We start from the raw sequence: 22,419 nt of genomic DNA, 5'->3' as shown, positions 1-22,419 counted from the left end.
GGCCAGCCGTCACGGGCCGGATTGCAGTTATCGAGGTTTGGTTCCCAACTCCTGTGACAGAGATAGGGAGATCGTGATCAGGGCGTGGTCGACCATTGGCCATTGACGAGGGCATAGCCGAAGTGCCCGCGCTGGAAGAGGCAGTCACGGCATTCTTTACCGGGCTTGACTCCGTCTCCTGCACACCCTTCTTGCCAGTTGGGTTCGCCGTTCTGATGTTTGGTCATGGTCGTGATCCGTCCTTGGGCGTCTTGGCCCAGGTGTTGAACTGATGTGGCGTCGTGTGGTCAGAGCTGGTCATGAGGCGATCGCCGGCGGGGCTGATCCATGCGTCGGGTGGCCTCGGCCATCAGTCGCTGCTTCTCCTCGCCGTCGGTGGAAATCTGCGAACGGACGATCAGGTTGGTGATCCTCTGCTCACGTGCGACATCGGTCAGCGCAGTGCTCGTGCGGCTTTGCTGCTGGACGAGGTCGATGACGGCTTGAGTGAGTTGGGCGATGGCCGAGGCTATTTTCGACATATCAGGTCAGTCCTGTTCTTCGTGGTGGTCGGTGCCTGCGGGATCAGCACCCGCGACGGGGCCGGTGTGCCGGAGGATGCCCCGGTAGTTGGCCTGGATGAGCGGCTTCGAACGCTTGTCGCGGTCACTGCCCTTGTAACTGGGGTTCAGCCACTTGGTGAGCTCGTATTCGGCGATGGTGGTCTCGGAGAGGGTCATCATCTGACCGGGACGAATCTTCTTGTTCTTGTCCGGGCAGTGCCACAACGGGTCAGGCCGCACGATCGCCACGAGGTCGGTGATGAACTGCTTGTTCGACACCGGCGACCCCGAGGGCGAGACATCGGCAAACCAGGCCTTGTAGAGGTCGTACAGGAACGTGAAGGGCAGGAGGTCCCACACCAGCCGTTCACGGAACTCCTGCCAGAAGGCCCGGACCGGATCGTTGGATTCTTTGTATTCGGCCAGGACCTCTTTGGTCGCCACCGGCTCCGAGAGCTGGTAGTAGTTACCCGGGTCAGAAGCTCCGGCGCGGTTGAGCACATACCAGAGGGCATATTCCAGGACTTCACGGCGCTGGAGGTAGTCCTGTTTGATGTACTTGCGCTCCACACCTTCGAAACTCTTCAGGAACGGCACGAACAGCTGCCTGCGATAGAAGCTGTCTGACTTGTCCTTCACCCGTGGGAACTCGTTGAGGCACTGGACCATGAAGCCGAAGAACTGGTAGGCGATCGGCATTCTGTATTTGCGGTTGATCTGGATGACGTCATTGGTAACGATCGCCTTCAGGTTGGCCGCCTTGTCGATGAAGGTACCCACGTCGTTTTCGTCGACGATGATCGCGTTGGCGCGCACCAGTGGCTCGAGTGCGAAGTCTTTGCCGAAGTCGCTCAGCGGGATCGAGGTGTGCGAACGGGGCCCGCACAAGTTACGCATGAGCGCGCACAGCGTTCCCTTGCCGTTGTTGCCCTGCTCGGAGTAGAACCAGGCGGTCTTACCCCAGCTCACGTGGGGGCGGATAATCGCGCCGATGATTTCCCAGAGCAGCTCGGGAATTCCCTCATCATCCGAGAGCTCGCTGACCCAGGACTCAATATCCCAGGTTGTACCATCCGTCGGATGCGCGATTACCGGGTTGTCCGGGTTCTCAACGTAGTCAATGTGGCACTTGGCCAGGAAGACCAGGGCCGGATCGAACGGTACGAGGGTCTTCGGTTCCAGATGGAAATCCTTGCCGCCGACAGAGATGTCGCGGGCTGTCTGTCCGTAGTGGAACACACCATTGTTCACTGCAATCAGATCCCTATGGGTGCATTGGTGTCGGCGCGGACCGTCCTCCCGGAGGACAGCGAGGACCTCGGCGAACTCCTTCAGCGTCAGCTGCGTGTTGTATTTGCGAGCCGCGGTCCGGATGTCATCCTCACTGGTTGTGTAGGTACCGCGGCTTGGGCCGGTCGCCTGGTACATCGCCAGCAGGTCGTACTCCCGGTCGGTGTCCTTGGCGCTTGGGGCGATGCGGATCACGTGGTGCAGGTTCAACAGAATCTGCGCCACCTGCCAGTACGTCAGCGTCCGCATCAGCAGCAGCTTCTCGGTGGCGACCTTGGTCTTGGCGTTCTCGGCCTTACAGACTCCGTTGACGATCGCGAGCAGCTGCTTCTCGATCAGACGTGGCGACGGCGGGTCGGACGGGTCGATCAGATCGAGGTACACCGCAGTGGCGCGGGTGACAATCTCGTTCTGCGGGGCGATGTCGGATTCGCCGGAGAAGTGGTCCATGACGCTGGTAAAGGCGTCGGCCACAGGGTTGGTTGATGGGACGTCGAAGTCGTCCTCGAAGACGGGCGTGGGGTCGTCAGGAGTCGTCATGTTGCTGTCTTTCTCGATGGCACGAGCACCTGCCGGCAGTTGAGTGGGAAGCCGATTGGTCTCGTAATCGAATAGGAACGTAAACTCGACTCTATTCCATTCGAGTGGTCTGTCGCAACGAGTCGCCCACGTATCGACTGATTCATCGACAGAGTTCCCGACTGATGCATGGACAGGTCTCGGAGGGGTCGCGCGCGAGACCCGGAGGTCTCCAGCGGCGCACACGTTGAGAGCATGGGTCTGAAATGAGAAACAGTGGCTCCGGGGGCGAATGCCCCACGGAGCCACTGTCTTCTCGTGCTCGATCACCCACCCGCGGGCGGCGTAAGCCGCCCGGCCTTCTGGTCGGGGCCCGGGGAGTTCTTCCGGCCGGCCGGCCTGGAATCCCCAAGAGAGGCAGGGGTTGATGCTTCAGCACTCGTACGGAATACCCACACGGGGTATCGGGAGGTGTACCACTTGACGTGGTACAGCTGTTTCCCCAGGTCAGGCAAGGATTCTGGGAAGTGTAATGACTGGGTGTACCACGTGGAGATTTGCGCGTGGTACAGGCTTTTACCTTGAGTTGGCGGGCTTTACATACCCCCTGTACCACTTGTACCACTTAAAAAAGACTAGATATATGGGTTTTTGGGGTGGAGAGCCACCCGCCGGAACCCCTCAACTAGCCCCTTGCGGCGACCAAGCCATTTTGGTATCACGCGTATGCGCATATGTGCGCATGAAAAGTCCTGTGCTGAGGTGGTACACGTGGTACATCTGTCAAAAGCGTTGGTTTATCAGTCAAAACGGCGTACCACGTCCCTGCTGCCACGTGGTACGCACCCCGCCGGATGAACTCGCTGGATCGATGTCTTCCCTTGTCAGAGCTGGGATCCGGAGGTGTACCACTACAAGTGGTACACCTTGATTGGTCATTAGCCTGCCGCGCCACCTTGCAACCAGGCCCCTGCTTCCGGGCGTTCCCGGCGATGGAGGCTCTGACGAGCCTCTCTGGAGTGACTCGACAGAATGTCATCCTCCCATGTGACTGACCCCGGGACTCACGTAGAGAGCCGCTTGATAGACGATTGCGATCCATTGCGCATTATGACTCGGCACTGATACTGTAGGGGAAAAGGTGTAGGCGATGACCGTCACCAGGTGTAGTTGTCACAGGAACGTGAAAAACAGAAAGGCTGGAGAGACCTCCCCGTGGGAAGGGAGCTCTCCGGCCTTTCTGCGCGTTGCGCTGGTGCGAGACGCGGATGGAGCACTACTCGCCTAGTGGGCGACGGAGCTCCGGCCTCGCCGGTATCCCGCATAGGGGGACTCGGGAATGTGGATACGGCCCCTGCCGCCGTCCTCGACGGCGTAAAGGATCTCGTAGGTGATCGAGACGTTGCGGTTGCAGTGGATGATCCCCTGCGTCTTGCTCATCTCGATTTTGCGGTAGCCGTCGACGGATTCGGCGCGCTCAAAGAAGCGAGAGAGCATTTCCTTGGCACGCTGACGCGCGTGCCCGGCCGTCAGACCGCTGGTGGTCATGGTGTAGAAGTGCACAGACCCTCGATCAAAGGTCGGCCTCTCACCGGTGTCGAAGTCGAGCGCAAACCGTGCGCGGCGAACATCGCTGTCAGACGGGCGAACGAGTCGGCCCTGGGCGTCGTAGACGCAAGTGCTGACGACAGTCATGGTGGATCCCCCTCTCTCAAGAGCTTGGCTGAAGAAATTCTTTCAGCCAATCCCCCGGTGACCGGATCACCCCGGTCACCCGAGAACAGCCCTCCGGTGCGCACCCTCGACCGAGAGGTCGAGAGGTAGCGCCCGGAGGGCACCAACGTCGTTCCTTGGATGATGAGCCCGGCCGCTTAGACGGTCCTGGGATCGCCTTCCTTACCGTCTCCCATGTCCATGGCAGGTTCGGCGGCGAGGAGCACAGTCGGAGTCGCAATCTTCCGGTAGAGCATGAGTGCGCATCCGAGGAAAGCTGTGATCAGCAGGAGCGCGGAGACCGGGTTTGCCAATGGCGTGACCAGTACAGGCGGGACGAACGTGGCCACGAGGTTGAAACCCAGGTGCATGAGCACGCATGGCCAGAGTACGCGTGTGCGTTCGTAGACCAGCGCCAGCAGGACAGCCAACGGCAGAGTCGAGGCGAACTGAACGACGTTTCCGTGCACCAGGCCGAACACTGTGGTTGTGACGAGAACCGAGCCGATGATGCCGATCCGTCGTCTCAGCAGCGCGTAGAGCAGACCGCGGAAGAGCATTTCTTCGGCCAATGGAGCAGCGACCAGGGCAAGCAGCAGGGCGGCGATAACTCCGGCGTCCTGACGGGCCTGGACTGACTGGTCGAAACCCGTCGACCCTCCCAGGGAGTAGAGCCACAGTGCCAGTGACTGACCGGCGAGGAATGCCAGGGCGAGACCCCCGAGTACCATCCTGGTCAAGCGCGGCGTCTCGGGCAGCGGCCGGGCGGCCGGCTCGTAAGCGAGCCACCCGGGACGCAGCAACCTGGCTGCGCCGACGAGCAGGAACACGACACCTCCGAGCACTATGGTCCCGAGGATCGGCTCGCCCACTGCGGCGACCACCGCGAAGCCCACGCCCAGATATCCGCCGATCACACCAAGAGGCATGAGGAAGCACCACACGACAGCGAGGAGCCGGGACTTGGTTGATGGAGCGGCCATACCCGCCTCCTTTCTTGGTTCAGGCAGACTCGGTGATCTGCTGGTCGATGATGGCCTGGACCCGTGTCTCGCCACGGAAGGTGTTCAGTTGCAGCTTCGCGATGAAGCGCAGCGTCCCGATCTCCGTGCGGCTGGCGGATTTCGTCAGCTGTACGAGCTCCGGCTCCTTCTCCTCGGCGACGTTCCACCACAGGCAGGACAGTCCCGAGCGGGTGACCAACCGCAAGTGCTTCTTGCACAGTCGGCACACACGGTATCCGCGGGCGTTCATCATCATGTTGGCGTCAACACGATCGTGTTCGCAGTCGGCGTCTGAGCCGATGCGATCCACGCGCAGACCCAGAGGCTCGATCGCGATCTCAACAACCGGCTCGACGAATCCCTGGCCGAAGGGCCGCAGAGTCTCAATCCGGCGGACAAAGCCCACCAACGGTTCAAGGTCGTCGAGGCCTGCGTCGCAGTCGGCGTCGGGGCCGAGCACAAGGTCGGCGCGTCGCTCGTTCGGGTCGACTGCCAGCAGAGCTACCTGCGTGGCTGCCTGAAGCGTGTCGACGAGCTCATCGAGCAATTCGGCCCGGTCGACCTTGACGCCGCACGCCTGCTGGTGGCCAATGGCGCGCATGCCGTTCTGCGGTTCCAGGGTGTCAATGATGTTGAACCAGGACGGGGCCCGGCCGGAGCCGCTGACGAAGTCGTCCGGTCCGGAAGGACGGTTGAGCACGACGACCGGATGGCCCTGGCGTTCCATCATTTGATTTGCCAGCAGGCCATACATGCCCGGATAGGCTTCCGAGAAGTACACCCAGGGAGCCAGCGGCTGGTCATCGCCCGCGAGCTCCTGCAGGTGGACTTCGACAAGCTGCTTGCGCTTCTCGTTGGTTGCGATGACCTTGTGCGCAGCCTCCAGCATGGAGTTCTGGTCGGGCGCGGTGAAAACTTCGAAGCAGGGTTCGAGAGGATCACCTGTCCGACGGGGGCAGTTCATCGCCGGCGCGACGTAGAACCCGTAGAAGCCCTCGTCGAGGCTGTCGACGTCGCGGACCTTGCCAGCCTGTCCGAAAGCTTTCAGGAGGACCGCGAAACCCTGGAAGGCCCGGATGAAGACCGGGTGGTGCTGGTCGATGCGAAGCAGCTGCATCAGCGTGGCCTGCTCGACGTCGATTGCTTCAGGGTCCGGGTCGAAGCCCCAGGGAGTGGGGATCGTCCGCGGCGCGGGCGCGTACAACAGGCGTGCGATTGAGAGTGAGTCGCGCACCAGTTGTCGGTTCTCATATAGGACAGGCATGACGTCGGAGACGGTACCCAAGCCGGCGAAGAGGCGCAGCAAGCGGACTTCCCAAAGCTTTTCTGGCTGATGGACGCGTGCGTAGGCCTCGATCACCTGGTAGAGCACGTGTGCTCCGCAGATACCGGTGTGGGCGTAGGTCTCATCTATCCGACACGGGTCAACGGTGATGTCGGCGGTCGACCCGGGCGCGAGCTCCTCATGATGGTCGGTCACCAGGGTCGTCCAACCCAGGTCCCGGGCCGCCGCGATCCCGCGATGGGAGTTCACTCCGCCGTCGCAGGTGAGCAGGACACTGGTATCCGGCCATTTCGCGGCGATTTCGGCGATGTCCTCCGGGGCGAGGTCGTGGCCGCGGCGGTAGTCCGGCACGTGCAGCTCCACATCGAAACCGAGTTCGGAGAGACCGGCATAGCCGAGTATTCCGGAGGAGATGCCGTCCATGTCGAAGTCGGGGGCGATCGTGATCTTCCTGCCTGCGGCGCGCGCGTCCTCCAGCGCCTCGACCATTTCGGCCAGGCCCAGGAGTTCGTCGTGTTCGGCGGATTCGATCTCGCGGAGGTATTCATCGGACCAACCGCGACGCTGGCACATCAGGGCGAAAAGATCAACGTCTTCCTGAGACAGGGGGTAGTCATCGACGGTCTGGAGTGTGGTCATTGCGGGGCCTCTCGATTGGTTCGATGGTGATGGTTCAGCGGTGGTGAAAGTGGCCCCCGCTGGCAGTGTGATTTTAGCAGTGCGGCATGTTGTTCATGCTCGTATAGCAGCGTTTTATGGCCATAACGAGGCCATTCGACAGGCGTATCGGGTACTCAGGCCGAAAGGCTTCTCTATAGGGGTGTGGATGGTTTATCCTGCGAAGTATGGCGATGCGAAAAGTAATTGAGTCAGATATCAGTGGTAAGGCAGGCGCAGCCACGGTGACCTTCGGACTGAAGGACACCTGGTTTGAGATAGACCTGACCGATGAAGAGAGGGAGGAACTCGAGAAGACACTTGAGCGCTATGCAACCAAGGGCAGAAAGGCCACAGGTAAGGGTGAGAAGAAACGACTCGTACCCGAGACCACGCCCGAGGAACGGGAGCAGATCCGCGAATGGGGCCGCCAAAACAACTTCGAAGTACCGCCTTACGGGCGCATTCCGAAGAAGGTCCAGAAGGCCTATGACGAGGCACACAACATCGAACGGTCCAAGTAGTCAGTTCGAATTCCCAACATCTTCGGCCATCTTCCCGAAAGGCGTTTGGGCACCAACCATTCATCGACGAAGAGCCCTGCAGTATCTGCTGCAGGGCTCTTCGCGCATCCGGAGTCAGCTTGCGGGCCGCTGCGCCGCTGGCAGGACGTCGATCGTGCGAATCCCGGCAGATCGGGCCTCTGATCTACAGTGCGTGGTGCCGTGCGAGAAATGGCCGGCAACCATCGGTGCGAGCTGCTGACGTCGGAGCTGCGGGCAGTTCTGCTTGGTGCACAGGTCGAGGAACGCCGCGCACAGCACCTCGCTCCCCTGCTCTCGCAGCGATCGCGCGATCCTCACCATCTCGCTGTTGCGCTTGAATCCTACCCCTCCACCGTGGGCGTCCCAGTCGGCAGGGACCTCAAGTACATCGAAACCTGCGGTGCGCCACAGCCGCTCGGCCATGGCATCGGCCCCTTTTGGGCAGTGCCCAGAGATCAGCAGTGGCCGGGCGACCTTAGAGATTCCCCAGATGCACCAGGCCTCGTTGAAAGCGGCTCGCATAGCAAGCTCGTCGCTCCAGGTGCGCGCCGGTGATCAGCAGGGTATGGGAGAACGTTGAACTCATGGGCGGTCGCCTCTGCTGGTCGTTGCATCGACATTGGTTCCCTGTGCATTTGCTCGATCGACGTCAACGACTACATCGAGCTCGGTATCGTCACACAAGGGTTGGATGTGGACGATGTGACGGCCGTCCTTTCGGCGCTCTACATGCACGACGCAGACAGTGCTGCCTTCATCGTTGTCGAAGTCAACCTTGCCGAAACTATCGGCCGGGATCGCTTCGGAGACCTTTGTCCCGGAGGGGACCCAGGGTCTGGCCTCGCAACGATCGCCGGTGTCATAAGGAGTTACTGAGGTCATGTTGGGGCTCCTCGCGTTATGGCGTCAGGTGACATTAGAGAAATGATTCGCGGAATGATTCGAGTGGTCAGGCATCAGGCCTGGTCGACTTGGAAAGCTTCGAAAGCATTGGGTCGCACTCGCTGTTGATCGGCACGTTCGTGCCCTGTGCGAGTGGCGCGTTTCGCCAAGTGCGCGGTTGATCCCCTTTTATCGACGTTCTCTTCCAGGGCTGCAAATGCTCCTGTCGATGCCATCCAACTCTGAGAGAGTGGTGCCCAACTGCACCCCGGGCAGGACTGTGATCTCCGACGGCTTGTCCGAGGCGCACAATACATTCAAGGCTCCACATCCTCGCGACGGCACTGGGATCAATCGCGCGGCCGAGCCTGTCGGTGAGCTGTTGGCTGACATCGGCTTGGCTGATCGGCTCCCCTTCTGACCCTGTCGCAGATGTTTGGCTTCGTGATGATCCCGCTTACGGCGATGCCTCTTCTGTCATTGGGATGCAGGTGTCGGGCATCGACGCGGGGCCCTGTGGGACCCGCGGGGACTCGATGTTCGGCACAGCTCCCGTGCCAGCTCTGCTGGCCTGACGGCCCATTGATCCCTCTTCCAGGGATCTGATCCGATTGGGTCGCGCAGCGACCCGGCCGATGGGCCGTCCTTCTCGGATGAGCCTGGCGCGCAGCGCCAGACGATCCACCGCCGTCGCCTCCTTTTGCTGCGGGGTCCACCTGTGGACAACTGCAGCGGGCGGCGGTGGGCATCCACCACTCAAGCGCAGCGCTGGGCATAGCCGGAGGGAGCGCAGCGACTGACGGACTAGCGAGCGAAGCGAGCGGTGGAACCCGTCGGCTATGCCGACCAACAGCGTCTCGAAGCGCAGCAAGAGACCGGAGCGAAGCGGAGGGTCCGCAGGACCGCTGTTGCCAGGTTCCCTTATGCCCTTTTCCTTCTTGCCGTTCGTCTCGCTGTTCCACGGCTGGAGCTTTAGCGGAAGCCTGGAATATCAGGGGAAACGACCCGTACACCCTTGACCCGTACACCGCCTCTCATCCGCGCAGCGGGTGTACGGGTCATGTCGTTTCCCTTGGATATAGCTGCTTTTGGCTGTACAGCCCTTTTGCCGACCGTGGCAACGCCGTACGGGTGCATTTTCAGCTCCATGGCGAGGTACGAGCCGCTACCCGTACGGGTCCTCACACGGAGCGCCAGCGACGACGGGCGCAGCCCGGTCACTGCACTGTCACACTGTGCTGCCACAGGCGCATCAGACATGGCGCGCAGCGGTCTTCCCACACCGCGACCCCGTCGCGTCAGGCTGTGGATAACCCTGTGGCTACAGCACTGCATCGACGGGTTGATGCAGTTTCAGCACCGCCCTGTTGCGTCGCCGTGCCGTGCTGGTCCGGCTGTGTCCCATTGCTGTGTCAGCACATGTCGCACCGCGTCAAAGGCGGGCACTCTGACGCTTCCTTGTCGGTGCCCGTACCGGCCCGGCTTACTCCCACCTTGGTTGCTCCCACTGACGAGCGCCTGCGCGAGTCTTTGAGGCACACCGCCGGGCCACTGTCTCGTGGACGCATCAGAAGAAGAGAACTCCCCTGGCTGCGACCGTCTGCCCCGGATCCCACGCAGCGTCACTTCCTCCAGCGTCGCCGAGTCGTCATGGGCTTCTGCCAGGAGGACGTTCCTGGAGCGGGGTCCCTCCATCGGTTCCAGGCGTAAGCCGGATGACCTCGCTCCAGGAACGGGAGTCTTAGCCCCCTCGCCGACTGCGTGGGCCTACTCCCCTTCACGCCTTTTCCATCCGCTCTCCCTGCGGGCCCCACGACGAGTCGGTGACGCCGCTTGCACCGCTTGCGCAGCAACCCTGCACCGACATCTGACCAGACTCTCTTTCCACCAGGCTCCAACGCTTGTCTGGGGCATCGCCGGCGGGTACCTGGGCATGGTTTACCGCCCCGATCGTAATGAAGCAACAGGACAGCACGTGGCCCCGATACGGACTGATAGGTGTCTCTGTATGGCCATACCTTTACGCGACAGAGACGCAGTAGGGACCCGAATGAGTCCAGAGAGGGCATTCACAGCCCATTGAGCACCCCACGTCGCGTCAGGGGACTCATGTTGGCGCATTGCAGGTCCTGCACTGGTCTTTTGCTGGTCCGGGTCTCATGGGTGGACTGATCGCAGTCTTTCCGTGGGCGCACCTGCACCATATGGGGACCCATACCCGCCCTGTGTTGTGACTTGGCCTTTTCGAGGTCCAGTAGTGGCCCCTGTGGGACCGAGTGCCGGTCCCGGGTGAGACCTCGGCCGGTCCAGCGCCTTCGGGCGCGCTGGCCCGGCACTGGACTTATTCGGGTCCTGCCGGTGGCGCTGACGGAACCAAAGCCAGCCCAGTGCTCCGATGCCTCGATTTCTGCCGCATTCAGTCATGGACTCACGATGGTCTTTCACTGGTCCTTGCAGAGACCATTGAAAGACCATAGACTGATGACTGATAGATGAGTCGAAAGGGCCGCAAATGGTGATATCCATCGCGGACCACGCACGAGAGGGGTCCGTGATGACTGCAAGCAAGGCCACCAGCACGACTGCGCCAGAGGGTGTGAATCATGGCGAAGCCTGCTGAGCCGCGCCGCCTGCGCTGGAGCGTCCCGCGCGTGGACGTGTCGACGAACCAGTGGCTGGATACGCAGAACGACATCTCGCAATCCCTGCAGCTGCTGATCCGCGAGTCCATTCAGCGGGACGGCTACATCGACGTCGTGAACAGGCCCATCGAGCAGCTGCCCCGCCGGGGCCGACCGCCGCAGAGCGAGTCCGAGCTCCAGGCCACTGGCGCTGAACCGGAAGCAGGCACAGCCAACACCGGGGCTCCAGTTCCTGCTCGAGCAGAGGTGCAGGCTGTGACCGAGCAGGCAGCGCAGGTCGGCACCCAGCCGGCCGAGGTTGATGAAGAACCATTCATCGAGACGCCCGCGCAGCACCTCGAGCCTCCAGTCGTAAAGGCCGCTCCATCCGGGTTGGATGCCTTCCTCACCCACTGATCCGTACTTCCTGAGACAACGAACACCTGAACGAGAAGGACACAGACCATGAGCAGCAACAGCACCACCGAGAAAACCATTGAGCTCACCGGCGGCATCGATGTCGGTAACGGCTACGTCAAGGGCGTCATCCGCGGCGAAGTGAACGGCAAGGAGGTCTTCGACGCAATCGATCTGCCCTCTGCGGTGGTGAGCACCTCACGCGCCACGCCGAAGGTACCCGAGGCTGATGCAGATGCCCTCAGGATCGTCGTCGAGGATGACTTCTACAATCACCTCGCAGCCTCATTCACCACTCCCCTGGTCGGGCACTCGGACCTGCGCACGTTCGGCCGCGCGGCGCTGAGTACTCCGGGCTCGAAGTTCACACAGTTTGAGGTCCTCGGTGCCCGCTCGAAGGCCGATCAGGAGCTGAGCTTCGTGCTTGTCCTTGGTGTATTCGCCGCCAAGGTACTGCGCGACCACGTGCGCGACCACGGTACTCTGCCGGATCACGAGCTGCATGCCTCGGTGCGCACGGGCCTGGCACTGCCGATCGCCGAGTACGTGCAGCGCCGCAGTTCTTACGCCGCCCAGTTCATCGGCCGCCTCGGCAGCGCGGATCCGACGGTTCACCTGGTGACGATCAAGAACTTCAGCACTCCGGTCACCGTGCGCCTCACGTTCGAGGACGTGCAGGTGCTGCCTGAGGGTGCGTCCGCGCAGTTTGCGATCACCGACAAGGGCGAGCCGCTGGCACAGGCTCTGCTTGATGACCTGCGGGCCTCGGATCCGGAGGAGGCCGCGCGCCTGAAGGGCGTCACCGCAGGCCTGCTGGTCGGCGTACGCAACACCGTTGGTGTCGACGTCGGCGAGGGCACCGTGAACTTCCCGGTCTTCACCGACGGCGCGTTCAACTCTGAAGCTGCTGGGACCCTCGAGCAGGGCTATGGCACCGCGCTGACGAACGCCCTGGACCGCATGAGCACCAGCGGTGATAAGGACTTGCGGTTCAAGAACCGCAAGGCCCTGGCCGATTTCCTGCAGCAGGAGCCGAGCGTGTTCCTGCAGGGTCGCTTCGACAGGGCGGCCGGCTTCGTCTCGGAAGAGGCTGAGTACCTTTGCGACGAGATCGCCTCGCGGTTCGAGGACGTCCTCACCGAGGTCGGCGGTACCACCGAGGTGGTCTATGTCTACGGCGGCGGCTCGGGTCCGATCAAGGAGATCCTGCGCCCGGTCCTGCAGAAGGCAGCCGGCTCGATCCCGGTGCTGTATCTCGATGCTGCATACTCGCGGCACCTGAACCGCGAGGGTCTCTACCTGGCGGCCAACGCCGTCGCGAAGAGCGCCAAGCCTGTGGCCAAGCGGAGCAAGGCTGCGGCGTGATGAGCCGTAGCGCCGGGGCGGGAGGCTGAGCCATGGTAGTGCCTGTCAACTACACGACGAAGATCTCGGCGGCACAGACTGTCGCCGAGATGCAGGCTCTGCTTGCTGCGCATGGAGCACGCCGGATCAGCGTCGACTACGACGCCTCCGGTGTGCCCAGCGCACTCGACTTCGTCTTGGAGACGCCGCACGGCCAGCGCGGCTTCTCGCTCCCTGCCAGCGTCGACCGTATGGAGGCGCTGCTCCGCAGCGAAGAGAAGGCCGGCCGCCTGAAGTCAGGCAGCAAGGCCGAGAGGACCAGCCGGGCCCAGGCAGAACGCGTCGCCTGGCGGGTCATGAAGACCTGGCTCGAAGCGCAGCTTGCGCTCGTGGCCGCCAGGATGATCGACGTCGACCAGGCGCTGCTGGCGTTTCTGCAGGTCGATTCGACGGGCCGGACGCTCTACGAGGTCTATAAGGAGCGCGAGGGCGCAGCGTTGCAGCTCCCTGGAAATGAACCCCGGTCCTGACTCGTCCCGACGGAGACTACAGACCGACCAGCAGCAGTCCATACACCGCCCCAAGGAGGCATCAGCACAATGACCGATCACGACAAGACCAACGACGGACCCAAGAAGGACCAGCACAAACCCAGAGATAAGCCATCCGGTATGGTTGCCCGGCTCAGGCAGTTGTACGAGGAACGGCCGGCGGTCTTCGCTGTGCTCCTGATGGGGTTCTCTGCCCTGGTGTTCCTGCTCGGCGTTGTTCTCTCCGATGGCGTTGCCTGATGGACGCCCTGTTGATGGTGGACCCCTAAGGTAGGCTTGGGCGTCATTTGTATTTCAAAAGGGGGGGACTCGTGCGTGGAAGCGCGGTCTATGGCAAGGGTTACCACGACGGCAGTCATGACACCCGTGTGGAGGACCTGATCATTGCAGGCGTCGTGGCCGGCACCGTCGTCATCGTTTCCGGTGGCGTAAAGCTTTACCGGAAAGCCAAGCAGGTCCACGCAGCCAGGCTGGAACAGCGAATGAAGGACGTCGACGACAGCGACAATCCCGACGATCCCGAGCAGCCGTAACTCACTGACGAAAAAAGAGACCCCACCGTCGGAGCCTGAGCTCCTGGCGGTGGGGTCTTTGCAGTGCTGTTGGTCATTCGGTTGAGGCGCGGTCGGCTCTGCGAATCACTTTGACAGGTAGTACTGCTTCCATGGCGATGAACTTCAGGAAGGCCTGCACACAGTCCGGGCAGAGAAAGAACCAGGGCTGGATGTAGTGGAATTTCAGGGTCCGCCATACGTGGGCATTCGGATCGTAGTTGTCCGAATTCTCGTGGGTAACATCAATATCAGTCTCAGCTCCGCAACGATCACAGGAGGTGAGGGTTACTTGTCTGGTACCCATCAAAGTTCCTTCCTAAACTTTTTGACTGGTCTGCTTGGTTTTCAGTCAATGCCGTGTTCGGCCGACAAGGCTGCCAGATCGTGGCTGAGGTCCTCCATCTCGACGACGGCGGCCAGGGTGCACGGCTGGGCCGTGAGGCAACAGAGTGAGCTGCGCAGACCTTTGGCCACAATTTCGACGGCAGGCATGTACTTGAACAGCATGCGGTACATCCGGGAGTCCTGACCGTGGCCAAGTTGGTGACGGATGGAGCCAGCATTGTCTTTCAGGTCGCTGGCCTTGATGAGCAGCGCCCGGGAGCCGGAGTTTGCAAGCAGGGTGATGTGCTCTTCGTAGCTGGTGCCGTTGGCTGGATTAGTCACCGCTCCCACCAGCTGCGAGACGCGCCGGCCGAATATCCGCGACAGACAGTCCATCGGTTTCTCGCTGGGGTGGCCGAAAGCTTCGAGGAGTTCCTTGCTGCAGTCTTCGACGACATCATGCAGCAGCGCGGCAGCAATCAGCTCAGCGTCGACGACGCCCCACCGTATGAGGCGCAACGCCACGCGCAGCGGATGCTCAATGTACGGCACGCGTGGCATGTCTCCCCTGACGAAGCGGGTCTGCTTCCGGTGCAGGAACGAGGCCATCGTAGCTGCGGAGGTGACAAGCTCCGAGTTCGTGGTGCCGGGCAAGAGACGATGGATCTCGCGGTCGAGCTCGAACACGAGCATGGCCGGGTCCATCTGCTTGAGCGGGACACGCGTTATGGGCAGGGTGGTCATGGCTTTTCCTTCGTTCGAGACGGCTGTCTTCCTGTCGCAAGACACCAGGCGCTGCCCTGCAGCGCATTTCCCGAGGACAAAAGAAGAACCAGACAAAGAAAAACCCCGACCCGATGCCGAAGCATGGGGTCGGGGTAGTCGGACTGGCCTCAGACCGAGAGCTTTCTGCCGCGGGCCAGCTCGGCGCTGCTGATCACGATGCGGTAGCCACCCACGGGATAGCTCGGGTGGTCGCTTGAGACGACAGCACACGTCCAGGAACCAGAGTTCCGCTTGCGGGGCTTCGGCTCCTCCTCGACCCTCTCGGGCAGGAGGTCCTTGCGGTAATCGATGGGGACCACGACGAGGCGGTGGTCGTTCAACGTCGAGCCCGGCAGCTCGATTAGCAGGTCCTGCGGCCATTCCCGGATCGTTATGGGAAGCGTGGACAGGTGGTGGTTGCTGGATCCCTCCGGCGACTGGGCCAGACGCTCGCGCTCCTGCCCCTCGGTCTCGATGAATCCGATGCGTTCGAGGAAAGACATGGCAAGGCTCCTTTACAGACGTCGTCCGCTGGCCCGCGGGTGCAGGGCCAACCATTGAGAGTTCTCATTCAGAACGAGATCCGGATCAGCTGTGCTGATCCTTTGCAGGAAGAAGAGCGAACAGTCGGTTCGCGACGCGATCGAAAAAAAGAGAACCCCATCAGCTATGAGCTGGTGGGGTTCTCTGAGTCGAAGGCCCGCCGAGTGCGAGGGGCAAGTTAGGCGAGGGGGTTTATTCAGCCAGCCAGCAACTCGAAGAGCTCCGCTGATTGGTCACCAAGTACTGCAGTTCTTTCCCTGGTTAGTTGCTGTATGGAATGAGCGCGTTCACATAGGGCCGGTTTGACCAGTCGTTACATCGCATCAGTCTTCGATACTTTCCCTGATATCTTGGGCCCAGCCAGGACCCCACTGCGCCGAGTTGGTGGATATCGCAGCGCGAAGTTGTGTTCGGAGGAAGTCACCAACCGGCGCATTTTCGATGGGTAGTACCTGAATGACGATGGAAACCAGCCGACGGGCTTCCTCCGACACACGGAGAAGGTCCAGTAGGCCATACCTGGCCACATCGGGGATGTCTTCGACGGCGTAGAAGACGATTTCGTCTGCCGCGATCCGGGTAGCGCTGATGGAGCGGAGCTCTTTGAGCAGTGGCTTCTGCCCCGGGGAACCTGAAAAGTCATCCTGCGCCGACAGGTATGGCGCGATGAGGTCACCCAGATTCTGCATTCCAGATAGTTCGATGGACAGAGATCGAAGTGTTCCCAGTTTCATCAGTTCTGGTCGTTCGCGCAGGAACCACACAAGCGCAGCTGACTCTGCCGTGTCCAGACCTTTCAGCGCAGTATTGAGCTGGGCGCGTGCATGTGCGGCGATGTTGTCTGATCTAGTTGAAAGACTTGCCAGCAGCCATACCGCGGAGAGCTTCGCCCCGGAGCCAGCCTTCAGACTCGTTTGAATACGTTCTTTCACCTGGGTCCAGGCTTGCGTGTCGCGTTCCGAGGATTCTCTCAGCACTCTATTCAGCTGCTCTGTGTGACTTCCAGGATGTTCGCCGAGAGCCTCCAGCGCGTATCTGGTGAGGCGACGAAGGTACTTGGGTGCGTCCGCGGCAATATCGTCGTCGAGCAGGTCGACTGCGAGCATCGGTCCGAGCAGACTGGTGCCGGTGGCTTCATCTCGGTGGCCGACGTCGCCGACCAAAGAAACGAGACCGTCGCGGAGAATCTCGCGCTCTTCGAAAAGCTGACCTGCCCCGAGCAGCCATGTGTGCCGCCAGTGAGCAGATGTGGCAGTCCGCTCGAACGGGTCCAACGTCTCCTTGTCGCCGAGGCTGAAGAAGTACGAGGCTGCCATGAATTCCTGAAGGCTACGGAGTTCAAAACCGACATGCTCGGCCTTCCGCGGAACAAGGAGGACGAGCCGGTCAAGAGCCGCTTTCGAGAGGTCTGAGGTAATCCGTTGCACATCACCGTTGGGGAAGTCTTCAGCCCTGAGCCGTTCGGCGATGACACTTTCGAACTGTTTGTTTGTGAGGAGCGCGTCAGCGTGCCCGACGTCTTCAGCTCGTTGCTGCAGGGCGATCCCTACACGTTCGTGGATCCGCTGAACGTTTCGCCGATGTTCTCGAAGGAGCTTAGCCAAGTACGAAGGCTCCTTGTTCATCTCACGCTCGTAGATGGTCGAAAAGTACTGGCTGAACAGCTCGTGACGGCTTTCCGGGAGCTTGGCGCGCTTGGCCAGCAACAAGCTCATGATCGTGACTTGCAACGGTGTAACCATCAGCCGGCTTGTCGCTTCACGCTGAACAGCAATCTTGGCGTGACGGACGACATGCTCTTGCAACTCGTCGTCCCCTGAATACTGAACGGCGGCGAGCTGTCTCACATAGTTCACGGCTTCCTCGGCCGAGAGTGGCGCAAGAGTCAGCTGCTCGTAGGACTCAGGTGAGAGTTCCTGAGCGTAGCCCTGCGGCCGGGTGGTCGCAACGATGAACACATCGGCTTCGACGCTTCTGGCATCGGTGAGGAAGTCGTCGATCGCTTCAAAGACCTTCTCGCGGGAGGACGAAGCGGGTACCTCATCCAGACCATCGAGCACAATCATCCATGGCCATATGCGAAGCCATGACTTCAACTTCGCCGGGGTGACCGGCGCATCTCCATCGATCAGATCGTTCATCCTGTCAGCAATAAAACGCAGTAGGCCTCCGGACTTGCCGCTAGTGAGCGCATCGCCTAACTCGCTCAGCCTGACAAGAACCGGCCAGCGACGATTCAGAGGGAGCGGCACACCCATTTCGCGAACCAGATGCTCACGCATTGTCTTCAAAACATCGGCATCCGCGGAAGCAAGCTTGGATTCCGGGTACGTCTGCAAAAGGGCAAGCCGGTACGCCTGGCAAAGGAGCAACCCCAGCGTCGACTTGCCTTGACCCGGACCACCGACGACGACCACATGTGGCTGATCAGGCATTTCATCCCCAGGGCGTAGCATCCGATCACCGAGCATAATGATTTTACGCAGTACGCCCGGATCGCCTCCGTCAGCACGGAACCCCTCCATGTGAGGCAGATCGATAGCGACTTGCGAAAGCGGAAGGCGCTTGGACCGGTCTGCTCCGGACTCATCGAGACGGACCCACTGCTCCCGTCGGAGACTCTTCAGGCTGTGTGTCTCATAAATTGCTTCAAGTCCTTGTCCATCAAGCTGAAGCTGGCTCTGTATCTGCGAAAGCAAATCGCCGGCCATGAGAAAGGCGTTGTAACGGTTCCGGATACCAGGGTAGTTGTCCAGCAGCGCGTGGATCTTATCCCCATGCCAGAGTGCCCATCCCCGAATTCCCAGAGACGGTAGTTCGTTCGCCAGGAGTGAGTTCAGTTCGTCAATGCCCCCGACGCCTGGCACCGAAGAGAGCTGAACATTCGTGGTGAAGAGCAAATACTCCGGCAGCCGACCATTGGTGCGCCTGCGCTTCTTTTCATCTTTCCACTCGTTGATCTCGCGCTGGACGGCATTACGAAGCCACTTCGAGTTGTCCGCCACACCCTTGGGTTCCTCGCAAAACTTTGCCTGAATGACAAGGTAGCCATTCCAGTTGTCCTTAGCCCCCCGATCGCCAGGGTAGGACATCGAGCCCTCGAACGTTGCCTCTCGACCACCGTCAGATCCCACACCGAACACCTCGGCTGAGGCTCCGAAGACAGCAATCGCCAATGCTCGGGTCAGATGCTCAAACTCAACATCGCCCAAACGATCCAAATCGTACTTCGCCAAGACAGACTCCCCCAAGAATTCATCGCTCCTGCGCACCACTGAACCGCCCAGGCAAGAAACATAGCTCCCAGTTAACCACCCTTTGATGCCAACGAGTTGGCGTCGTCGGTTCGTGGATGCTGCGCCGGACAACGCCTCAGATCACCAGCTCTTCCTCACGGATCCGCAAGGGGCGGAAGGGCAGGTTCTCCACGGGCAGGATGACGCCCATTCGAATGACGGGGAGACGCAATTCGATCATCTCCCCGTCGACCACGTCTGCGACGACCGAGCCGTAGCGAGGCGTTCGGCAGCCGCTACGAAGTCGTCTTTGCTGATTTCGGTGGTCGCATCTTCGCGCTTGAAGGAACCGGCCCACTGCTTCAGGTAGTCGAGGCACAGCTTTCGATCGGCCAGACGAGCTTGCTCGTCGTAAACGGGCGCGAGGAACTGGAGGTCCAGATCGAAATCGAGGGGCAGTATGTCCTGCTCGGGTGCGGCGATGATGCTCATGTCGTCCTCCAGTGGCCGGCGTGGTTGTCTTGTCACCTCCTGCTCCGGATCAGCTGCGCTGATCCCGTGTTCGACGAAGAAGTGAAGGAAAAGAGCGAGCCCCGACGAAGAGCGCATGGCGCATCCCCGTCGGGGCTCTGTATGGTCGGCGCACTGCCTGGTCAAGGCAGGACATGGCGTCGGCTGGGCCGACGCGGGTCTGTTGGTTTCGGAGGCCAGCTCAGGTCAGGCGATCGCCTCGCGCACGTCGGCAGCGAGTGCCTCGGCGTCCTGGACTGCTCCCCCGGTCAGCTCCGGAAGGAACCGCACCAGGGCCTCTTCCGGCGTCACCGCCCCTGTATCCTTCACCGCTACGGGCGGCAGAGTGCCGAGGATGAGCAGCAGGACGGAATCCTGCTGACGGCTGCCTTCCGGACGGCAAGGTACTCCTTCGCCAGCTGAGTTCTCTGGAAGGACGCCCTGCCGATCCGCTTTGCCTCGACCAGCACATAGCTCATGGGCATGGAGAGGTCTGCGTCGGGCTGGACCCGAATCCCACCCGGAAGGGTGTCTTCCTGGGGCAGCAGCGTGATGCTCGCGAGCTCGGCCTCCACCCGCTGCCGCTTCCCTGGCGCGCTCGGCCCCATGGGCCCTGCGGAGGACCTCCCCCGGAACGCATCCCGTGGCAGGTACGACAACGGCAGAAGGACCTCTGCCGTCAGGACATTCTCCCGACGCCGGCCGCCCTGGCGGTATTGATCTCAGGACGTCCGCATACTCGGGCCCCCTCGCCCAACCGCTAAAGCTGGCAGCTTCGACTCTTTGTTCCAGCTACCCCTCCCGTTCACGCAAACACCATCAGGGCAACCCCAGCAGCTTTCCCGGAGGACACGCAAGTACCGAAACTTCCTATTTGGTCCCAGGCTCAGTGAGATCCACGTTGACTCTGGCTGATTTTCCCTTGAGCGAATGGACAACTGATGTAAGTGCCGACTTGCGCTGAACATCAGCTTGCATCTGCCGGAGTTCCGAAATGCCTGCGGCAGTGGTACTACTGCGTAGTATTTCAACGTGAGTACCATCGGTAGGCATTAGGTCATCCCACTCAGCGAGAACCATATACTTCTGTTCCATCTTCAAGGCATTGGATTCTGATCCATAGGCGACTTCTCCCAAACCGAAGTTCTTCGTCCTGAAATCGACAATATCCCGGACAACTTCCTGCCTACGCTTTTCGCTCAACCGACCACCGTACAACCAGCGCATCGCCAAATCTTCCGCACCGGGAGTCACAGGCAGGTATATTCGAGCCCAGCTGGCATTAAGGATTGAGTCGGGGGGTTCTAGTGGTCGTTTCAGCTCTGGGCTAATCCACCAGCCTGGATACAGCTCATAAGACACCGAATCCCACTCGAAGAGATCTCGCCAGAGATTTACTTCGTGCGCCTCGTCCCGCAAGTTGGCCGGAAACAAATTCTCCACCAAGACGCTGGTGAGCTCCACGAGATCAGTCGTTGACGCACGAAATTCCTTCTCCCATGCATCCGCCGAAGCCTGTGCTCTGACTTCAGTCCGATGCTCCAAGTCGGAATGTTCGGCTTGCCAGATGGCTAGTTTGGAGGAATATTCTTTCCACTCTGCTTGATAAGCCTGATCTGCCGATCGAGGATCTTCGATGAAATCGGCGCTCGCTTGAACAAATACATCACTCCATTCTCCCGCCCAGTTAGGGGGCATCCCTAATCAGATCTCGCTCAACGACCTTGACGCGGACAAGGAGCTTCACTTCAGTACCGTCCCAGCGCGGTTCATCCAGGGGTATCAGCTCCCGAGGGCGATGCATGCTAGTCACGAACCGCAGGCTCGCCTTTACGCGGGCCCCTTGTCCGTCCCAAACTTTCCCCGATGGCGCGGCAATCACAATCTCCTCTGTGCGATCCGTCCCACCGCCGATGCTCCAGTTGACAATCTTCTTTTGGCCCGTAGCTGTCTCAACGGCTGAAGTCTTCTGGACCGGTATTGGAGGGGGAGCAGGATAAAAGACAGTGTCAGTAACGTCCTGGATCCTCTTCCTTCGTCCGTCGTCGATGCGGCCCCGGAACCCGCCACCCGGGTTTCTCACTGTCGCTGCCCAGCAGAGCCGAATTCCGTATCGCTCCTGACGTAGCCGCACACGTCGTAGGATCTTGAAGTACGCCAAGTCGATCCCCGAATACTTTGCCGGGTTCTTCACGATCCTCTTCGAGGTGCTCTCAAATCCATATTCCGTGGACACTTTGTAGGCAAGGCGATGAAGGGAGCGGTATTTCGCCGCCAGCTTCGTGGTGGCATCGCTAGCCCTCTTCACGGACAATGAACGAGATTCATTGTTCGCTTCAGAGGTGTTGCTCGTAAAGCCCACACTGACGCCAATGTTCGCTACCGGTGGGCCTAATCCCAATTGGCCCCCCGCTGTCACTCCAGACGAGGCGTTACGTGCGTTGCTCCTCTCCAACCCCTCCTGCATCTCGGTGCTTAGTGAACTGGACAGTTCCAAATCCTTCTGCTGCTCGACCTCAGTCACGTCTTCAAGGGCAATTTGTCGCTTCGTGAAGGCTCGCTGCTCAAATACAACCTCTTCTCCAGGGCCAAGAGGCAAGACATAAACATCCTCACCCAGCCTGATCTCCGAGGGACTCTCCCTGGTTCTATCCAGAAAAAGGGATCCAATTTCACTCTTCCATTGAGAAGGGCCATCCAGGGTGAATTGCTGAATCGACGGGATAGTCGGAAGGACAAGTTTCTTTCTTGTCAAGGACTCACTAATGGCATCTATCCAGACGTCATTGCCAGCGGACGTTACGCTAACCGCCCTAATTGCGGAAACGAGTCGATCCATGGGCATATTCCCTCGCCAACGGCCTTCAATGCTCCGCAAGGGCGAACCCGAAGCAATGTGTACCCGGTTCCTATGAAGCGGACGACGCCTGCCCCAAACTTTGGAGGCAACCGTGGAATCGGTTGACTCATGCAGGTCTTTACCCGAATCTGCAGAAGTCCCAGATGCTTCGAGAGCGAGGGCTTCAATTCCATCCAAGCAGTTTTCGATGATGATCGAAAGAAGTTGACGCCTATCTTTGATTTCCATTCGAGCCAGCGTCGTTGCCAGCTGCTGGG

Annotated in this window: 22 protein-coding genes; 6 read left to right on the top strand and 16 right to left on the bottom strand. The window is 60.5% G+C overall.

All coding sequences use genetic code 11. The features are described from left to right. Nucleotides 1-77: 77 nt before the first annotated feature. From GK109_RS19760 to GK109_RS19735, 6 genes are all read right to left on the bottom strand, one after another. On the bottom strand, nucleotides 78-227 hold the full coding sequence (locus GK109_RS19760) for a hypothetical protein (protein WP_157242150.1): 150 nt from the start codon (nucleotides 225-227) through the stop codon (nucleotides 78-80). 60 nt (nucleotides 228-287) lie between these two features. After that, on the bottom strand, nucleotides 288-521 hold the full coding sequence (locus GK109_RS19755; RefSeq protein ID WP_157242149.1) for a hypothetical protein: 234 nt from the start codon (nucleotides 519-521) through the stop codon (nucleotides 288-290). Between the two features lie 6 nt (nucleotides 522-527). After that, nucleotides 528-2,372, bottom strand: a complete 1,845-nt coding sequence (locus GK109_RS19750) for a phage/plasmid primase, P4 family (protein WP_157242148.1) — start codon at nucleotides 2,370-2,372, stop codon at nucleotides 528-530. A gap of 1,263 nt (nucleotides 2,373-3,635) precedes the next feature. Continuing rightward, entirely contained in the window at nucleotides 3,636-3,899 is a 264-nt protein-coding gene (locus GK109_RS19745) for a hypothetical protein (protein ID WP_157242147.1), read from the bottom strand. Nucleotides 3,900-4,222: 323 nt separating this feature from the next. Continuing rightward, a complete protein-coding gene (locus GK109_RS19740; RefSeq protein WP_157242146.1) occupies nucleotides 4,223-5,047 on the bottom strand; it encodes a CPBP family intramembrane glutamic endopeptidase in 825 nt (274 codons plus the stop codon). Between the two features lie 19 nt (nucleotides 5,048-5,066). Beyond that, complete coding sequence (locus GK109_RS19735) at nucleotides 5,067-6,992, bottom strand: DHH family phosphoesterase (RefSeq protein WP_157242145.1); 1,926 nt, start codon at nucleotides 6,990-6,992, stop codon at nucleotides 5,067-5,069. A gap of 206 nt (nucleotides 6,993-7,198) precedes the next feature. On the opposite strand from GK109_RS19735, the gene GK109_RS19730 reads away from it, so the two are divergent. Beyond that, nucleotides 7,199-7,534 (top strand): Lsr2 family protein, encoded by a 336-nt coding sequence (locus GK109_RS19730; protein WP_157242144.1) that lies wholly within the window; start codon nucleotides 7,199-7,201, stop codon nucleotides 7,532-7,534. A gap of 114 nt (nucleotides 7,535-7,648) precedes the next feature. Here GK109_RS19730 and GK109_RS19725 read toward each other — a convergent pair whose 3' ends face one another. Together GK109_RS19725 and GK109_RS19720 are read right to left on the bottom strand one after the other, a co-directional pair. Beyond that, the gene (locus GK109_RS19725; RefSeq protein WP_157242143.1) at nucleotides 7,649-7,978 is read right to left on the bottom strand and encodes a hypothetical protein; all 330 of its coding nucleotides are present in this window, start codon (nucleotides 7,976-7,978) and stop codon (nucleotides 7,649-7,651) included. A gap of 159 nt (nucleotides 7,979-8,137) precedes the next feature. Beyond that, the gene (locus GK109_RS19720; RefSeq protein WP_157242142.1) at nucleotides 8,138-8,437 is read right to left on the bottom strand and encodes a hypothetical protein; all 300 of its coding nucleotides are present in this window, start codon (nucleotides 8,435-8,437) and stop codon (nucleotides 8,138-8,140) included. Between the two features lie 2,603 nt (nucleotides 8,438-11,040). On the opposite strand from GK109_RS19720, the gene GK109_RS19715 reads away from it, so the two are divergent. The 5 genes from GK109_RS19715 (at nucleotide 11,041) to GK109_RS19695 (ending at nucleotide 13,903) form a co-directional block, all read left to right on the top strand. Continuing rightward, nucleotides 11,041-11,475 carry a hypothetical protein gene (locus GK109_RS19715; protein WP_157242141.1) on the top strand — a complete coding sequence of 145 codons (435 nt, stop codon included), beginning with the start codon at nucleotides 11,041-11,043 and terminating at the stop codon, nucleotides 11,473-11,475. Nucleotides 11,476-11,523: 48 nt separating this feature from the next. Then, a complete protein-coding gene (locus tag GK109_RS19710; RefSeq protein ID WP_157242140.1) occupies nucleotides 11,524-12,840 on the top strand; it encodes a hypothetical protein in 1,317 nt (438 codons plus the stop codon). Between the two features lie 32 nt (nucleotides 12,841-12,872). Next, nucleotides 12,873-13,349 (top strand): hypothetical protein, encoded by a 477-nt coding sequence (locus GK109_RS19705; RefSeq protein ID WP_157242139.1) that lies wholly within the window; start codon nucleotides 12,873-12,875, stop codon nucleotides 13,347-13,349. 69 nt (nucleotides 13,350-13,418) lie between these two features. Further along, nucleotides 13,419-13,610, top strand: a complete 192-nt coding sequence (locus GK109_RS19700; protein ID WP_157242138.1) for a hypothetical protein — start codon at nucleotides 13,419-13,421, stop codon at nucleotides 13,608-13,610. Between the two features lie 71 nt (nucleotides 13,611-13,681). Beyond that, entirely contained in the window at nucleotides 13,682-13,903 is a 222-nt protein-coding gene (locus GK109_RS19695; protein WP_157242137.1) for a hypothetical protein, read from the top strand. Between the two features lie 73 nt (nucleotides 13,904-13,976). Here the strand turns inward: GK109_RS19695 and GK109_RS19690 are convergent, their stop codons facing one another. The 8 genes from GK109_RS19690 to GK109_RS19655 form a co-directional block, all read right to left on the bottom strand. Continuing rightward, entirely contained in the window at nucleotides 13,977-14,228 is a 252-nt protein-coding gene (locus tag GK109_RS19690) for a hypothetical protein (protein ID WP_157242136.1), read from the bottom strand. A gap of 41 nt (nucleotides 14,229-14,269) precedes the next feature. Further along, complete coding sequence (locus GK109_RS19685; RefSeq protein WP_157242135.1) at nucleotides 14,270-14,992, bottom strand: HD domain-containing protein; 723 nt, start codon at nucleotides 14,990-14,992, stop codon at nucleotides 14,270-14,272. A gap of 149 nt (nucleotides 14,993-15,141) precedes the next feature. Then, on the bottom strand, nucleotides 15,142-15,516 hold the full coding sequence (locus GK109_RS19680; RefSeq protein WP_197432512.1) for a hypothetical protein: 375 nt from the start codon (nucleotides 15,514-15,516) through the stop codon (nucleotides 15,142-15,144). Nucleotides 15,517-15,879: 363 nt separating this feature from the next. Continuing rightward, on the bottom strand, nucleotides 15,880-18,792 hold the full coding sequence (locus tag GK109_RS19675; RefSeq protein ID WP_157242134.1) for an NACHT domain-containing NTPase: 2,913 nt from the start codon (nucleotides 18,790-18,792) through the stop codon (nucleotides 15,880-15,882). Between the two features lie 237 nt (nucleotides 18,793-19,029). Beyond that, the gene (locus GK109_RS19670; RefSeq protein WP_157242133.1) at nucleotides 19,030-19,284 is read right to left on the bottom strand and encodes a hypothetical protein; all 255 of its coding nucleotides are present in this window, start codon (nucleotides 19,282-19,284) and stop codon (nucleotides 19,030-19,032) included. Between the two features lie 350 nt (nucleotides 19,285-19,634). Beyond that, complete coding sequence (locus GK109_RS19665; protein ID WP_197432511.1) at nucleotides 19,635-19,877, bottom strand: hypothetical protein; 243 nt, start codon at nucleotides 19,875-19,877, stop codon at nucleotides 19,635-19,637. A gap of 295 nt (nucleotides 19,878-20,172) precedes the next feature. Then, entirely contained in the window at nucleotides 20,173-21,000 is an 828-nt protein-coding gene (locus GK109_RS19660) for a hypothetical protein (protein ID WP_157242131.1), read from the bottom strand. After that, nucleotides 20,990-22,141, bottom strand: coding sequence for a hypothetical protein (locus GK109_RS19655; protein WP_157242130.1), 1,152 nt, complete (start codon nucleotides 22,139-22,141; stop codon nucleotides 20,990-20,992). The genes GK109_RS19660 and GK109_RS19655 overlap by 11 nt, the downstream gene beginning before the upstream one ends. Nucleotides 22,142-22,419: the final 278 nt, after the last annotated feature.

It is taken from the genome of Pseudarthrobacter sp. GA104 (genome assembly GCF_009741265.1).
GTDB lineage: Bacteria > Actinomycetota > Actinomycetes > Actinomycetales > Micrococcaceae > Arthrobacter.
The sequence above is the reverse complement of the archived record's forward strand: the minus strand, read 5'-3'. Positions and strand labels throughout refer to the sequence as shown.

Excerpts from the sequence above, each read along its gene's own strand:
- GK109_RS19745 (WP_157242147.1), bottom strand. The coding sequence starts at position 3,899 with ATGACCACCAGCGGTCTGACGGCCGGGCACGCGCGTCAGCGTGCCAAG.
- GK109_RS19690 (WP_157242136.1), bottom strand. The coding sequence starts at position 14,228 with ATGGGTACCAGACAAGTAACCCTCACCTCCTGTGATCGTTGCGGAGCT.
- GK109_RS19710 (WP_157242140.1), top strand. The coding sequence starts at position 11,524 with ATGAGCAGCAACAGCACCACCGAGAAAACCATTGAGCTCACCGGCGGC.
- GK109_RS19730 (WP_157242144.1), top strand. The coding sequence starts at position 7,199 with ATGGCGATGCGAAAAGTAATTGAGTCAGATATCAGTGGTAAGGCAGGC.
- GK109_RS19660 (WP_157242131.1), bottom strand. The coding sequence starts at position 21,000 with ATGCCCCCTAACTGGGCGGGAGAATGGAGTGATGTATTTGTTCAAGCG.
- GK109_RS19680 (WP_197432512.1), bottom strand. The coding sequence starts at position 15,516 with ATGTCTTTCCTCGAACGCATCGGATTCATCGAGACCGAGGGGCAGGAG.
- GK109_RS19760 (WP_157242150.1), bottom strand. The coding sequence starts at position 227 with ATGACCAAACATCAGAACGGCGAACCCAACTGGCAAGAAGGGTGTGCA.
- GK109_RS19715 (WP_157242141.1), top strand. The coding sequence starts at position 11,041 with ATGGCGAAGCCTGCTGAGCCGCGCCGCCTGCGCTGGAGCGTCCCGCGC.
- GK109_RS19700 (WP_157242138.1), top strand. The coding sequence starts at position 13,419 with ATGACCGATCACGACAAGACCAACGACGGACCCAAGAAGGACCAGCAC.
- GK109_RS19740 (WP_157242146.1), bottom strand. The coding sequence starts at position 5,047 with ATGGCCGCTCCATCAACCAAGTCCCGGCTCCTCGCTGTCGTGTGGTGC.
- GK109_RS19670 (WP_157242133.1), bottom strand. The coding sequence starts at position 19,284 with ATGAGCATCATCGCCGCACCCGAGCAGGACATACTGCCCCTCGATTTC.
- GK109_RS19735 (WP_157242145.1), bottom strand. The coding sequence starts at position 6,992 with ATGACCACACTCCAGACCGTCGATGACTACCCCCTGTCTCAGGAAGAC.
- GK109_RS19685 (WP_157242135.1), bottom strand. The coding sequence starts at position 14,992 with ATGACCACCCTGCCCATAACGCGTGTCCCGCTCAAGCAGATGGACCCG.
- GK109_RS19750 (WP_157242148.1), bottom strand. The coding sequence starts at position 2,372 with ATGACGACTCCTGACGACCCCACGCCCGTCTTCGAGGACGACTTCGAC.
- GK109_RS19705 (WP_157242139.1), top strand. The coding sequence starts at position 12,873 with ATGGTAGTGCCTGTCAACTACACGACGAAGATCTCGGCGGCACAGACT.
- GK109_RS19755 (WP_157242149.1), bottom strand. The coding sequence starts at position 521 with ATGTCGAAAATAGCCTCGGCCATCGCCCAACTCACTCAAGCCGTCATC.
- GK109_RS19720 (WP_157242142.1), bottom strand. The coding sequence starts at position 8,437 with ATGACCTCAGTAACTCCTTATGACACCGGCGATCGTTGCGAGGCCAGA.
- GK109_RS19725 (WP_157242143.1), bottom strand. The coding sequence starts at position 7,978 with ATGGCCGAGCGGCTGTGGCGCACCGCAGGTTTCGATGTACTTGAGGTC.
- GK109_RS19655 (WP_157242130.1), bottom strand. The coding sequence starts at position 22,141 with ATGGATCGACTCGTTTCCGCAATTAGGGCGGTTAGCGTAACGTCCGCT.